Annotated in this window: 16 protein-coding genes; 15 read left to right on the top strand and 1 reads right to left on the bottom strand. The window is 33.0% G+C overall.

Annotated features, from left to right (window positions below):
* Positions 1 to 564 precede the first annotated feature (564 nt).
* From BSD9I1_RS11080 to BSD9I1_RS11020, 13 genes are all read left to right on the top strand, one after another.
* Complete coding sequence (locus tag BSD9I1_RS11080) at positions 565 to 1452, top strand: Virginiamycin B lyase (protein ID WP_186430350.1); 888 nt, start codon at positions 565 to 567, stop codon at positions 1450 to 1452.
* Positions 1453 to 1643: 191 nt separating this feature from the next.
* Positions 1644 to 2507, top strand: a complete 864-nt coding sequence (locus tag BSD9I1_RS11075) for an AraC family transcriptional regulator (RefSeq protein WP_186430349.1) — start codon at positions 1644 to 1646, stop codon at positions 2505 to 2507.
* Positions 2508 to 2821: 314 nt separating this feature from the next.
* Positions 2822 to 3514 carry a response regulator transcription factor gene (locus BSD9I1_RS11070; protein WP_186430348.1) on the top strand — a complete coding sequence of 231 codons (693 nt, stop codon included), beginning with the start codon at positions 2822 to 2824 and terminating at the stop codon, positions 3512 to 3514.
* A gap of 83 nt (positions 3515 to 3597) precedes the next feature.
* On the top strand, positions 3598 to 4521 hold the full coding sequence (locus BSD9I1_RS11065) for an ATP-binding cassette domain-containing protein (protein ID WP_186430347.1): 924 nt from the start codon (positions 3598 to 3600) through the stop codon (positions 4519 to 4521).
* Positions 4514 to 5284, top strand: coding sequence for an ABC transporter permease (locus BSD9I1_RS11060; RefSeq protein ID WP_186430346.1), 771 nt, complete (start codon positions 4514 to 4516; stop codon positions 5282 to 5284). Before BSD9I1_RS11065 ends, BSD9I1_RS11060 begins: the two co-directional genes overlap by 8 nt.
* A gap of 22 nt (positions 5285 to 5306) precedes the next feature.
* Positions 5307 to 6212, top strand: a complete 906-nt coding sequence (locus tag BSD9I1_RS11055) for a sensor histidine kinase KdpD (protein ID WP_186430345.1) — start codon at positions 5307 to 5309, stop codon at positions 6210 to 6212.
* 24 nt (positions 6213 to 6236) lie between these two features.
* Positions 6237 to 7685, top strand: a complete 1449-nt coding sequence (locus BSD9I1_RS11050; RefSeq protein WP_207653900.1) for a serine hydrolase — start codon at positions 6237 to 6239, stop codon at positions 7683 to 7685.
* 448 nt (positions 7686 to 8133) lie between these two features.
* The gene (locus BSD9I1_RS11045; RefSeq protein WP_186430344.1) at positions 8134 to 8457 is read left to right on the top strand and encodes a PadR family transcriptional regulator; all 324 of its coding nucleotides are present in this window, start codon (positions 8134 to 8136) and stop codon (positions 8455 to 8457) included.
* Entirely contained in the window at positions 8457 to 8804 is a 348-nt protein-coding gene (locus tag BSD9I1_RS11040) for a DUF1048 domain-containing protein (RefSeq protein ID WP_186430343.1), read from the top strand. Before BSD9I1_RS11045 ends, BSD9I1_RS11040 begins: the two co-directional genes overlap by 1 nt.
* Positions 8805 to 8813: 9 nt before the next feature.
* Positions 8814 to 9164, top strand: coding sequence for a DUF1048 domain-containing protein (locus BSD9I1_RS11035; protein ID WP_186430342.1), 351 nt, complete (start codon positions 8814 to 8816; stop codon positions 9162 to 9164).
* A 23-nt stretch (positions 9165 to 9187) separates the two neighbouring features.
* Positions 9188 to 9376 carry a cysteine-rich KTR domain-containing protein gene (locus BSD9I1_RS11030; RefSeq protein ID WP_186430341.1) on the top strand — a complete coding sequence of 63 codons (189 nt, stop codon included), beginning with the start codon at positions 9188 to 9190 and terminating at the stop codon, positions 9374 to 9376.
* Positions 9377 to 9490: 114 nt separating this feature from the next.
* Positions 9491 to 10252 carry an ABC transporter ATP-binding protein gene (locus BSD9I1_RS11025; protein WP_186430340.1) on the top strand — a complete coding sequence of 254 codons (762 nt, stop codon included), beginning with the start codon at positions 9491 to 9493 and terminating at the stop codon, positions 10250 to 10252.
* On the top strand, positions 10253 to 11017 hold the full coding sequence (locus tag BSD9I1_RS11020; RefSeq protein WP_186430339.1) for an ABC transporter permease: 765 nt from the start codon (positions 10253 to 10255) through the stop codon (positions 11015 to 11017).
* Positions 11018 to 11248: 231 nt separating this feature from the next.
* Here BSD9I1_RS11020 and BSD9I1_RS11015 read toward each other — a convergent pair whose 3' ends face one another.
* Positions 11249 to 11971 carry a MerR family DNA-binding transcriptional regulator gene (locus BSD9I1_RS11015; RefSeq protein ID WP_186430338.1) on the bottom strand — a complete coding sequence of 241 codons (723 nt, stop codon included), beginning with the start codon at positions 11969 to 11971 and terminating at the stop codon, positions 11249 to 11251.
* Between the two features lie 160 nt (positions 11972 to 12131).
* On the opposite strand from BSD9I1_RS11015, the gene BSD9I1_RS11010 reads away from it, so the two are divergent.
* Both BSD9I1_RS11010 and BSD9I1_RS11005 read left to right on the top strand, forming a co-directional pair.
* Entirely contained in the window at positions 12132 to 12512 is a 381-nt protein-coding gene (locus BSD9I1_RS11010) for a hypothetical protein (protein WP_186430785.1), read from the top strand.
* A 366-nt stretch (positions 12513 to 12878) separates the two neighbouring features.
* Positions 12879 to 13727 carry a sialate O-acetylesterase gene (locus BSD9I1_RS11005; RefSeq protein WP_186430767.1) on the top strand — a complete coding sequence of 283 codons (849 nt, stop codon included), beginning with the start codon at positions 12879 to 12881 and terminating at the stop codon, positions 13725 to 13727.
* Positions 13728 to 13732 lie beyond the last annotated feature (5 nt).

Genomic DNA, 13732 nt, shown 5'->3' with positions numbered 1-13732 from the left:
GAAACTTATAATGTTTATATGAGAGTGTTAATATGGCTAACTTTGAAGATTTTATGAAATTGGATATTAGGGTTGGAGAAATAATTTGCATTTGACAAATCAAATTTACTATTGATATAATTTCTTTATGATTTAAGAATGGGAGGTATTATATTAGCTATGGTTTACTAATTCACTTTGAAGCCTAATTTTATAATAAGCACAAGTTTGTGTTTTTTGTTATGCGCTGGAGTGGATGATTAGTTAATAATATACCTTTTATGTATAGGACTATTATAATATTTTTGCTATTTTGGGAAGTGTAAGAAAATTAATGGATTAAAGTTGAGTTATCAGCTTTTCTATAGAATTAGGCACATTTCATAGCATTTAAGGGTATTTTTAGATATGAAAACAATTGACATCCTCTCCAGTAAATATGGAGGGGATTTTTTATGATTTTATTATTATTAACTTAATAAACATTTTAATATAATTACTAATAAATTATATATGGCTTAGGAAAAATTTATTTGACATTGTTAAATAAGAGAAAATATATGAAATATAAGGAGTTACAATTTAATGAATATAAAGATTAATGAATATTCCATTCCCACATCTCAATCAGGTCCATATGGAATTACTGTAGGTATTGATAAAGCTCTATGGTTTACAGAAAATAAAGCGAATAAAATAGGAAGAATTACTGTAAAAGGTGAAATAGAAGAATACCTTGTTCCATCACAGGATGCTGGACTTTCTATTATAGTATCTAGAGGAAATGGAGACTTATGGTTTACAGAATATAAGGCTAATAAAGTAGGGAAAATCACTATAAAAGGTGAAATTGAGGAATATAGTATCCCAACTGCGGATTCAGGACCTTTTGGAATAACTGAAGGACCTGATGGAGATATATGGTTTACAGAACTTACAGGGAATAAGATAGGTAGAATTTCAAGTTTAGGAGAGGTTATAGAATACAAATTACCTAATGATAGTTCATACCCGTCCTCTATAGTATGTGGCAGTGATGGTGCACTTTGGTTCACAGAAAATCAAGGCAATAAAATAGGTAAAATTACTATGCTGGGGGAGATTACTGAATATCCTATACCTACAATAGGTTCAGGACCAGTAGGAATTACAGATGGACCTGATGGTGCATTGTGGTTTGTGGAGATAAACGGAAATAAGATAGGTAGAATTACGACAGAAGGAACTATTAATGAATATCACTTGAAAACTGCAAATGCCAGACCGCATGCAATTATTACTGGTAGTGATGGAGCACTTTGGTTTACACAATGGGGAAGCAATCAAATAGGTAGGATTACAACAAGTGGAGAGATTATTGAATATGAGATTCCTACAGCAAATTCAGAACCCCATGGGATAGCATTAGGATCAGATAAAGCCATTTGGTTTGCTGAGGAATGTAATAAAATAGGTCAATTAATACTTTTGTAAAGTTGGAAAAATAAAATTTGAGGATGACAGGAATTTTATTTATTTGTGGTTAGTGATTTTTATGCTAACATAAAGTTTAAAAAACAAGATATCTAAATGAATATATAATGATTCGATATTTTTTATGTTAAAAAGGTCGAGCACCCTTAAAATAACTTTGGTATTATGTATACATGAAAAGGAGGGAGAGAATGTTAAAGGAATTAAATCATGTGATTGACTATATTGAGGAGCATTTAACTGATGACCTATCTCTTGAATTAATTTCTGAATATGCTGGGGTTTCTGACTATCACTTTAGAAAGATATTTTTTTATCTTTCAGGATTGACGCTTAGTGAATATATAAAAAATAGAAAATTATCAGAAGCAAATAAGGATTTGTTATATGGAGAAAAAGTAACGGATGTTGCTTTTAAATATGGTTATCAGTCAATAGATGGCTTTACCCGAGCATTTAAAAAATGGAGTGGATTTTTACCCTCAGATGTAATAAAAAAAGGCATAAGCAAATCATTTCCCAAACTTTCATTCATAATAACTGTTAAGGGAGGAATTTCTATGGAATTTAGAATTGAAAACAAACCAGCATTTAATTTAGTAGGTGTAAGCAAGCGTGTTCCTATGCAATTTGAAGGCGTTAATAATGAGATTGTAAAGCTCGCGCAAAGTATAACGGAGGAACAAAGAAAAGAAATGCATGCTCTTCAAAATATGGAGCCTTATGAAGTTATAAATGCTTCTTATGATGCTGACGCTAATTTCTTAAAAGAAGAGGGAGGTTTAACTCACTTGATAGGTATTTTAACTACTGAAAATCAAGTAAGTGATTTATTGGAAAAAGTGGCAGTGGAAGCCTGCACTTGGGCAGTATTCCCAAATGAGGGACCATTTCCTTCTACGCTGCAAGAAACAATGGCAAAAATATATTCAGAATGGTTTCCTTCTTCCGATTATGAAATAATCAATGCCCCTTCTTTTTCTTTTACTAAAATGAATGAGCATAAAAAGAACTACGCTTATAGTGAAGTTTGGGTTCCTGTTCAGAAAAAATAAAAAATAAAGACACATAAATCATTATATATTGTTCTATTAAGTTTTTAGAGTCAAAGGGAGCAATAAACTTTTTAAAGATATGAACTGATAATGTAATATTCCTAATTCCCCCAGATTAAATATTTGGGGGAATTTTTGCTGCAATTTGGTAGTTACATTTGTCACATTTTATGCCGAGATGGTTTTTATTGATGTGAAATACAAAATATTATATATTTAGAAAAGGTTGAATAAGTAAAACAGTAAATTATTATAATAAACTTATGTAATAGAGATAGGATTACAATGGTGATTCTGGTGTATAGGGGGATACTATGGAAAAAGAAATACATATTTTGGTTGTAGAAGATGATAACGATATTAACAAATTATTATGTGATATTATAAGAAAAAGTGGCTATATGACGCAATCTGCTTATTCAGGAACGGAAGCAATGATTTATATTGAAAAACAAGAGTGGGATATGGTGCTTCTTGACCTAATGCTTCCAGGAATTACAGGAGAAGAGGTTCTTTTAAAGATAAGAGAAAACAGTTTAGTGCCTGTGATTATTATTTCGGCTAAAGGTGAAGCTCAAACTAAGGTAAATACTTTGCGAACAGGAGCAGACGATTATATTACAAAACCTTTTGATATTGAAGAAGTTTCTGCACGAATTGATTCTTTATTAAGAAGATATAAACAGGTGATAGGCAATGAACTAGGTAATGTGTTAAAACATAAAGATATAAGACTTGATTTAGAGTCAAAGATAGTGACTGTTAAAGATACGGTAGTTACATTAACAGCTCGTGAGTATAAGATATTATTACTTTTAATGCAATCTCCTAAAAAGATTTTTACCAAGTCAAATATTTTCGAAAGTGTATGGGGTGAAGATTTCTTAGGTGATGACAATACAATTAATGTTCATATGAGCAATCTAAGACATAAGTTATCAGAAGTTAATCCAGAGGTTGAATACATTGAAACAATTTGGGGTATGGGATACAGACTAAAAAATTAAGGTTTTCTTAATGTTTTTTTTAACTTCTCTTATGGTCTTGTTTTTATACTAAAACTATCACATAAGAGAGAGAGGGAAATTAAATGAATGAATATATACTAAGAACGAATAATCTTTTTAAGAAATATAAAGAAGATTTTGCTCTTAACAATGTGAATCTTGAGATTAAAAAAGGTGAGATTTATGGTTTTATTGGACAAAATGGTGCTGGGAAAACAACATTACTTAGGATAGTTACAGGCCTTTCATTTCCAACCAAGGGAAATGTGGAGTTGTTTGGAGAAGGTAGTGAGAAGGGTTTAATACAATCTATTAAGAGAATAGGAGCAGTTATTGAAAATCCTGCTCTATTTCCGAATATGTCAGCTTACGAAAATTTGGAACTCCATCGGTTACAAAAGGGTATTCCAAATAAGAAGTGTATAGATAAAACTTTAGAACTTGTTGGATTGCAAAGTGCTGGAAGAAAAAAGACAATGAATTTTTCGCTGGGTATGAAGCAAAGACTGGGTATTGCTATTGCGCTCTTAAGTGACCCTGAATTTTTAATTCTAGATGAGCCTACAAATGGGTTAGACCCTATGGGAATTGTTGAACTTCGTGAACTTATAAAAAGGCTAAATCGAGAAAAAGAAATGACGGTTTTAATGTCTAGTCATATATTAAGTGAGCTGCACCAAGTTGCTACAAGATATGGTATTATTCATAAGGGAAAACTTTTGGAGCAGATTACATCAGCAGAACTAAATGAAAAATGTAGACAGTATTTACGTATAAAAGTTGATGATCCAAGTAAAGGTGTTACTGTACTAGAAGCTGAACTTGGTGCAACAGATTTTGAAGTTATGCCCGATGGTACTATAAAGTTATATAGTCATCTTAATGATATACAAAAGGTATCAATGGCAATAACTAAAAACAATCTTATTATTGAGCACTTTTCACAAATGGGAGATGACTTGGAAAGTTATTTTACAAAACTTGTGGGAGGTGTAGACTATGATTAATTTAATTAAAGCTGAATTATTTAAGTTAAAAAGAAATCATACATTTTGGGTTTTGATTGGAGTAGTAACTGCGGTTTATACACTAGCTAACTATTTAGTTATAATAGGCTGGTGGAGACTAAATAATAAAGTTTTTGAAAGTGTAGGGTTAAAAGAATATAATGCTATGGCAATGATGACAGTACCTATAATTTTTAATTTAATTATAAGTACATTAGCTGGGTTCTTTATTAATGCAGATTATGCTACAAGTACTATTAAAAATCAGATATTAAGCGGAAATAAAAGAAGTCATATTTATTTAGCAAAGCTAATTGTTTTTTCCTTGGGTTCAGTTATTACTGCTGTTATATTACCAATAGTTACTGCAATATGTACAACTCTTTTATTAGGATATAGCAAGATTTATACTAGTATGGCAGTTATGTATTTATTAAGAGTTTTTAGTTTATATACTCTTATTATAATTGCTTATTCATCAATTATAATGCTGATTGCTTCTTTAACCAAGGAAAGTGGAAAAACTATTATTATTACTATTATTGCTACTGTTATTTTATTTGCAATAGAAAAGTTGTTAGTTCCTAATTCTGAAATAGTTAAAGTAATGTATGAAAATTCTATATTTTATCAGATTTATGAAGCTTTTAGTCCCATTGTTACATTCAATGAAATTGGAAAGAATATATTAATTTCTGCAGCAACATTTATTATTATGACTTATTTAGGTAGTATGATTTTTAAAAGAAGAGAAATTAAATAATTAATAGAAGGCAGGTGAGAAGATGATTTATGCAGTAATTGTATCAAGTATATTAGCTATAGTCTTTCTTGCCCGCCTATTATTTATAAAAAAAGAATTAAAGAACATTACTTCTCAATTAGAAGATTATAATATTAGAAAAACTGACAAGAAAATAGATATATCACTATTAGATAAAGATACAGAAAACCTTGCTAGTGAAATTAATAATTTAATTGACTTATACCTTCAGTCTAATATTGAAAAGAAATCTGCTGAAAGAGAGTTAAAACAGGCTGTTGCAAATATGTCTCATGATTTAAGAACACCGTTAACCTCTATTTTAGGGTACATTCAACTGATGGAAACTGATGGAGTAACAGAAGAAGAAAAGAAACAATATTTAACAATTGCTAAGGATAGAGCAAAGAGACTTCAGATATTATTGAATGATTTTTTTGAGCTTTCTGTAATTGAATCTGTTGATTATAGTTTGAAACTTGAAAGTTTAAAAATAAATAATATTGCGGAAGAAATCGTAATGAATTTATATGACAGGTTTAATGAACGACAAATAGTACCAAACATTCAAATTCCTAAAGAAAAAGTTAATATTATTGCTGATGGTTCAGCTGTAAAAAGAGTTATAGAAAATCTAGCTACTAATGCTATAAAATATTCGGATAAAAATGTAGCTATAACCCTTGAAAAGGATAATGCGGTTGTAAATCTAATAATAAGTAATGATGCACACAATTTAACAGAAAGAGATGTGGAACTATTTTTTGATAGATTTTATACCGCAGATCAAACTAGGTCAGGTAAGGGTACGGGATTAGGATTATCCATTGCAAAAAGTTTGATGGATAAAATGAATGGGAAATTTTCTGCTGAATTAAAAGATGGTTGGCTATATATGAAATGTAGTTGGCCGCTGCCAGATTTATAATTATAGAAGATAGGAGATTGTAACATGGGAAGAGGATTATGCATTATTTCTATGATGATAACATTTTTTTCCAAATTAGTTTTTTACCCTTTATCAGTTAATGCTGCCACTGTAATAGAAAAAGAAGCCATTGATAACTTTATCACCAATTATATGGAGCGTAATGGGCTTCCAGGGGCATCCATTGTGATCGTAAAAGATGGTAAAGTGATATATAAAAAAGGATATGGACATGATTCTAAGGGAGAACCACTAACAGAAAAGTCATTAATAAGAATAGCTTCCGTTTCCAAATCATTTACTGCTTTTTCTGTTTTACAGCTGGTTGATGAAGGGAAAATCAACCTAGACGATTCAGTTGTGAAGTATTTACCGGAACTTACAATGGATGATACTAGATTGCAAAAGGTTACAATAAGGCATTTGTTAAGTCATACATCAGGGATTCCCAATCCAACTATTGTGGCGCCAGCAAATACCTTAAAATCTGGCGTCCGCCGTCTACATGACTGGAAACTTAAGTGGCAGCCTGGAGACAAATATTTATACAGCAATGCCAATTATTGGATACTTGCTCGATTGGTAGAAGTAATAAGCGGTATGGAATTTTCAGAGTATCTTAAGCAAAAGATATTTTCCCCACTAGGAATGGATGATACGCTATCAGCTATAAGCTCAGGTGATCCTGTAAAAGGTTTATCTCAAGGATATGTAACTGCATACGGCACTGCGCTTCCATGGTCGGAGCTTGAACAAATGTTTAGTGGTTCAGGAGGAATCGTTACTACAGCATCTGATATGGGGAAATGGCTTTCCATGCACACCAATGAGGGAAAAAGCATGAATGGAGAGAGGTTACTATCTAAATCATTGCTAGAAGAATCCTATTCTCCTCAACCTGGAAGCAAAAAATATGGTCTTGGTTGGGCGTTAAGCTCACCACAGGTTAAACCAGCACGTATTTCTCATAGTGGATCATTATCTACGTTTCAAGCACAACAAGACATTATACCTTCTAGTGGATATGCCGTAGCTGTTATGCTTAATAGCTTTACAACTACTTTTGAACATGCTTATGAGATAAGTTCGGGAATTATAAAACTAACTGAAGGGCAGAAACCTGATATTAAAGCGCCTATACCTAAAATAACAGATTTATCACTTGGTTTCATTACATTGATATACTTATTTTTGGGTATAAAAGGCATTATACGAAGCAAGGAGTGGTGCATTAGACGTAAACAATATCCTACTTGGAGATATTATCTTCGGCTAATGCCGCAAATAATTCCAGCATTATTTATAGGGTGGTTGTTTTTTATTGTCCCAAACCTACAAAATAATAGTGCTACAATCAAAGATGCTTTTGGGATTTGGCCAGCTGCTATGTTATTTCTAATTGTAGTTTTCTTAATTGGAGTTATAGTTTCAGTTAGGAGAGTCTATTATAGAGGAAGATTAAATAGAAATTGATGGAATTAGATATAAAGTCATAAATAAAATGAGTTTGATTAATCTTCTAACTAAGAAAGCATGCCTTTAAAAGGCTTTGAGCTTTGTTTCAAAAGTAAATTCAGGTGCGTTTTAAGAGAAAATTGGAAAATCCTCTATCTCCTCATTACTGGGGGATAGGGGATTTTTACATTATGAAAAGTATATAAAAAATAGTATAGAAATGAAACAACAAAGACATGTGATATGTGCTATAAAAGTGTTCAAACAATTGTATTATAAGTATAGAAAATTAGGCATGCACTTATATTATAATGTGAGTATTCTTATCTTTAGTATTATTTTAAATTTCATTGATAAAAATAAATATATATACATCATATTGACACTGCTACTACTGTGTGTTACTATATAGTAGTAGTAAGTAATACTGAATACAAGTGATACAGAATAGCAAGGAGGAATTACGTTGGAGAACCTTACAGAAATGCTCAAAGGAGTGCTGGAAGGCTGTGTTCTTGAAATCATCAGCCACCAGGAAACCTACGGGTATGAGATCACGCGGCATCTGAACGCCCTTGGATTTTCGGACGTTGTAGACGGGACAGTTTATACCATTTTGGTTCGACTTGAGAAAAACAAGTTGGTGGAAATTACGAAAAAGCCATCGGATATGGGACCGCCGCGAAAGTTTTTCACGCTCAACGATGCGGGTCGTGAGGAGCTGAAGAAATTTTGGAAAAAATGGGAGTTCCTATCATCAAAAATTAACGAGTTAAAGGAGAGAAAGTAATGAATTTTTGGGAGAAAGTCACAGGGAGCGACATGACTAAAAAATTGAAAACTTTTGAATCACGAGCCCAAAAGTTGCCAGCTGATTATCAAGCGGCATGGGAAAAAATTAAAGCCAATCTTTGGTCACACTCAGACTTCACCGGTCGCAACCTTATGCCAATTCTTGACGGTGTGCTTGGTCTGCTGGAAGAAACGGCGGCGGACGGTCAGAGTGTCCAAGAGGTTTTGGGTGACGATATCAAAGGCTTCTGTTCAGCGTTGGTCGGCGAAGAAGGGGCAAAGTCTTTTCGTGACAAGTGGCGCGACCAACTTAACAATAATATAGCTAAAAAATTAGGCAAATAGGAGGATAAAATGAGAATACAAGATATCATTGAAGGCAAAAAAGAGTGGCGAGCGCATGTGGCACGTGTCAAAGCACTACCTAAAGATTATCAGATTGTTTATAAAGAGATTCAAAAATATCTTTATAAGGTTGGCCCTGTTGAGCTAAGCGACGGAATAGGTTTGTTCTCAGGGATTATCGATCTTTTTGAAGAGGGTGCAGCCTTGGGGAAAGGCGTGCTTGAAGTTACGAGCAATGACGTAGCGGCTTTTTGCGACGATCTAATCAAAGATTCAAAAACTTACGCTGACATCTATCAAGAGTCTGTCGATCAAGAAGTTAGCAAGGCCATGAAAAAGGTTACCGATAAAACAAAGTAAAAGAGAGATATGGGGATGGTAGAGTGTGTAAATACGAGTGGATATTATGCCCGGTCTGTGGCAGCAAAACACGGGTCAAGATAGGTGTGGATACGGTACTTGAAAAATTCCCGCTATTTTGTCCTAAGTGTAAACAGGAAACGATAATTAATGTAAAACAACTAAATATATCAGTTATCAAAGAGCCAGACGCTAAGACGCAGAGCCGATAACCGTGAGTGAAATCACAGTTGGCGGTTCTTTTTTTATGAAACTGATCAAGCTACATTGAAAGGATTAGAGTTAAGTTTGAGTAGGGTTACTATATTGTAGAGGAGGAAAAGAAAATGAAAAAAAGTATCATACAAATTAAAGGGGTAAAGAAATCTTACAAAGACGTAGAAGTACTCAAGGGAGTAGATTTTGAAGTAGAGCAGGGAGGTATATTTGCATTGCTAGGTTCCAATGGAGCAGGAAAAACAACGATGATTAAAATTATGGCTACTTTACTTAAAGCAGATGCTGGAAGTGTAATGATTAATGGTTATAATATTGAAAAAAATCCAGGGGACATTAGAGGTTCCATCAGTCTTACTGGTCAGTTTGCTGCTATTGATGAAATTTTGACTGGTCGTGAAAATCTTCAAATGATAGCAAAACTTAGACATCTTAAAAATCCAAATGAAGCAGCAGATGAATTAATTAATCGTTTTGTCATGTCAGAGGCTGCAGATCGCAGAGTGAGTACTTACTCTGGAGGTATGAAAAGAAGAATTGATATAGCAATGAGTCTTGTGGGGAATCCAAAGATTATTTTCCTAGATGAGCCGACAACAGGTCTTGATCCAGAAGCACGTTTAGAAGTTTGGAAGATTGTAAAAGAGTTATCAGCTGTAGGAACTACAGTATTCTTAACGACTCAATATTTAGAGGAAGCAGAACAACTTGCAGATAAAATCGCCATTCTTCATGGAGGAAAAATCATTGCTCTAGATACACTAGAGGGATTGAAAAAATTATTTCCACCTGCAAAAGTTGAATATGTTGAAAAACAACCTACATTAGAAGAAATATTTCTAACGATCATTGGTAAAAAGGAGGAGAACTAAATGAAATCTACAAATAAATATTTTTTCAAAGATATGGGTGTTATGTTTGGACGTTCTATGCGTCATATTTTTAGAAGTATGGATACAATTATTACAGTTTGTATCACACCAATTGCGATGATGTTATTGTTCGTTTATGTATTTGGTGGTGCAATCCAAACAGGTACAAAAAATTATGTTAATTATCTATTACCAGGTATAATGTTAATGGCTATTGGTAGTGGCATTGCATATGTAGCTTACCGTTTGTTTATAGATAAAGAGCGTGGTATCTTTGAACGTTTTCACTCCATGCCTATCGCCCGTTCTACAGTATTATGGGGACATGTATTAACCTCATTAATTTCAAATGGAATTTCTGTAGTAGTGATTATACTTGTTGCATTATTAATGGGCTTCCGTTCTTCGGCAGGAATCTTAGAATGGCTGACGGTATTTGGAGTTCTAGGAATATTTACACTTGCTTTAACTTGGATTGCTGTGATTGCTGGGCTTGCTGCTAAAACACCAGATGGTGCAGGCGCATTCTCTTATCCAATCATCTTTTTACCGTTTATCAGTTCTGCCTTTGTACCAACAGATACTATGCCTTCAGCAGTACGTGCCTTTGCAGAAAATCAGCCTGTAACCCCTATCGTAGAAGCTATTCGTAATTTATTAGCAAACCAACCAGTAGGAAGTGATATCTGGGTTGCCCTTGCTTGGTGTATAGCAATAATAGTTATTTCTTATATCTTTGCAATGAGGATATACAAGAAATTATAGTATAGTTACTCAGCACAGGGGTAGATGGGGATGTCGCATTAAGAAATTAAATCGCAATATATTGTAGGTTTTATTCTTTGTGAGACAGCCCCTTGTTTAGATATCATGTTCTCACGTATGTGGAGACAGCAGTTCTTTTGTCCACAAACAAGCGAATAGCTATAGCAACGTGAATGTTGAGTTTGGCCAGGCGGAGGGAAAGAAAGTCCTGTTTGCTACATTTATTTTACGTTACGATTGCTCAAAAAGGTTAATTTCAACCTGCTGGCAGAGTTTATAAAGTGCATAAATACCTTTAATTTGCAAACGGTTCATCTGGTTTAACTGGATTGATATATTATCTAAGAACTTTGCAATATCATCATAATTTGAATAATCAAAAGCCTCATAGGTTTCTTGCATTGTACGGAAAAAGTGCTTTAATCGATGCGTTTGCACTGAAAGCTTTATAGCATTAAGGGTCAATATCTGCCGTATGTGTTCGTTTGTATAAATACGATATTTATTTTCTTCATTTCTTTTTGGGAATAGAAGTCCTGCTTTTTCCCAATATCGAATAGTTGTTATGGGGATACCTGTTTCTTTGCTTACTTCTCCAATAGTCATATTTTTTGTAAATGGTGTATTGAAATTATTGTATAGTAGTATTTCAACGGTTTTTTTATATGTTTGCCTTTCATTCCACAAATCTGCTTGTGCTTTGTTGGCAATCCAAAGTGCCTCATCAATATGCCCATCTTTTACTTCCTTCAAGACTTTTCCAATAAACATTAAGTCAAATGCAGATGACATTTCTCTAATACAAATAAAATATTCTATGTGCTTTTCCGTGTAAATTCTATATCCAGTTGAAGAGCGAGACACAGATGGTATCAAACCTTTTTTTTCGTATAATCTGAGAGTTGAGGTGCTAATATTAAGGCGTCGAGCTATATCTATTGGGCGAATTGACATATATTTACCTCCTGCTAATAAAGATATAAACATTATACTATATATATAAGGTTTTTACGGAACAAAGTCTGGTTTATACCGGATATATATAAAAAAAGTTTACTCGTTGCAGCAATGTTATATAATAAAAATATAAATACTGAAACGGAGGTAAGATTACATGAATGAGTTTACAATAACAGAATTAGAAGCAGCACAGAAAGCAATATTATCAACAATCCGCAAAAATGAGAAAGCAAAAGTAACCTTGTCCCAAAAACAGACTCCATGTACTTCTCAGATGACTATGGTTGCTAAAAATCTCAGAGTACACTATATAGCATCCTCATTAATAGCAAAAGCATTGGAAAAGAATTTTTCATATAATTACTCAAAAGAAGAGTTAGAAGAAGCTATGCAGGCAATACCATTGTTTATTCAAAGGATTGAGAAAGTGAAGCCAAAATTTAGAGAAGGTACTCCTCAGCATACACTAGCCATACGCAGGATTAAGGCATTTCATATTTCATTAGCGTTGATAGAAAGAGAATTAGATTTATAATTAAGAACAATATCTATAATAACCATTCGTCAGTTACTAAGCTATACTAGTGGTTTCACAAGGGAGTGTACATTGGATACCTATTAATAGGCTAAAATATATTTTGGATTTACTATTAAAAATATTATTGACAATTAGTCTAATTAGACTATAATATTTAAGTGTTATTAGTCTAATTAGACTAATAACACTTAAATAGTTTTGATATATAGGAAAATCTACTGAAGTAATGGGTTAATAATAACTTACTATTAAGGACAGGTCAGAAGATGAATACTAAAGGATTAAATAAATAACTACTTAACATTTATTGAGAATTGGAAAGATTCCTTAATAAATATTAAGTAAAAAGGAAGGATGAAAAAAGTGGTTAAATCATTTTTAATGTTAGGACAATCCAATATGGCTGGACGAGGGTTTATTCATGAAGTACCCCCAATTTATAATGAAAGAATACAAATGCTGCGTAATGGTAGATGGCAAATGATGACTGAGCCCATCAATTATGACCGTCCTGTTTCAGGAATAAGTTTAGCTGGTTCATTTGCAGATGCATGGTGCCGCCAAAATCAAGAAGACACCATTGGCTTAATTCCTTGTGCAGAAGGTGGAAGCACGCTAGATGAATGGGCTGTAGACGAAGTGCTTTTTAAGCATGCAATAACTGAAGCTAAATTTGCTATGCAAAGTAGTGAGCTCACAGGAATTCTATGGCATCAAGGGGAAAGTGATGGTATGAATGGTAACTACAAAGTCTATTACAAGAAATTACTTTTAATTATTGATGCTCTTAGAAAAGAGTTGGATGCTCAAAACATTCCAATTATTATTGGTGGCTTAGGTGATTTTTTAGGCAAAGAAGGATTTGGGAAAAGCTGCACTGAATATAAGTTCATTAATCAAGAGTTACAAAAATTTGCTTTTGAACAAGATAATTGTTACTTTGTCACAGCCTCAGGGTTAACTTCTAATCCCGATGGTATTCATATTAATGCAATTTCTCAAAGAAAATTTGGTTTGAGGTATTTTGAAGCCTTTTCTAATAAGCAGCATGTGTTGAAGCCATTAATTAATGAAGATGAGTTGCTAAATTTAAGTTATGCTAGAACACATACCAAAGGAGAAAAAATATATATAAAAAGTATGGATTTTGCATTAGGAAAAATATCATATGATGAATTCGTATCTCAGGTAATGCAAATCAACAATGATTAAACCTT

This window comes from Clostridium sp. BSD9I1, assembly GCF_900185645.1.
Taxonomy (GTDB): domain Bacteria; phylum Bacillota; class Clostridia; order Clostridiales; family Clostridiaceae; genus Clostridium_AK.
Note: the sequence above shows the minus strand (reverse complement) of the source record. Positions and strands in the feature narration are given on the sequence as shown.

Coding starts and splice junctions, on each gene's coding strand:
- BSD9I1_RS11065 (WP_186430347.1), top strand. CDS start 3,598: ATGAATGAATATATACTAAGAACGAATAATCTTTTTAAGAAATATAAA.
- BSD9I1_RS11060 (WP_186430346.1), top strand. CDS start 4,514: ATGATTAATTTAATTAAAGCTGAATTATTTAAGTTAAAAAGAAATCAT.
- BSD9I1_RS11050 (WP_207653900.1), top strand. CDS start 6,237: ATGGGAAGAGGATTATGCATTATTTCTATGATGATAACATTTTTTTCC.
- BSD9I1_RS11080 (WP_186430350.1), top strand. CDS start 565: ATGAATATAAAGATTAATGAATATTCCATTCCCACATCTCAATCAGGT.
- BSD9I1_RS11075 (WP_186430349.1), top strand. CDS start 1,644: ATGTTAAAGGAATTAAATCATGTGATTGACTATATTGAGGAGCATTTA.
- BSD9I1_RS11070 (WP_186430348.1), top strand. CDS start 2,822: ATGGAAAAAGAAATACATATTTTGGTTGTAGAAGATGATAACGATATT.
- BSD9I1_RS11015 (WP_186430338.1), bottom strand. CDS start 11,971: ATGTCAATTCGCCCAATAGATATAGCTCGACGCCTTAATATTAGCACC.
- BSD9I1_RS11025 (WP_186430340.1), top strand. CDS start 9,491: ATGAAAAAAAGTATCATACAAATTAAAGGGGTAAAGAAATCTTACAAA.
- BSD9I1_RS11040 (WP_186430343.1), top strand. CDS start 8,457: ATGAATTTTTGGGAGAAAGTCACAGGGAGCGACATGACTAAAAAATTG.
- BSD9I1_RS11010 (WP_186430785.1), top strand. CDS start 12,132: ATGAATGAGTTTACAATAACAGAATTAGAAGCAGCACAGAAAGCAATA.
- BSD9I1_RS11055 (WP_186430345.1), top strand. CDS start 5,307: ATGATTTATGCAGTAATTGTATCAAGTATATTAGCTATAGTCTTTCTT.
- BSD9I1_RS11035 (WP_186430342.1), top strand. CDS start 8,814: ATGAGAATACAAGATATCATTGAAGGCAAAAAAGAGTGGCGAGCGCAT.
- BSD9I1_RS11020 (WP_186430339.1), top strand. CDS start 10,253: ATGAAATCTACAAATAAATATTTTTTCAAAGATATGGGTGTTATGTTT.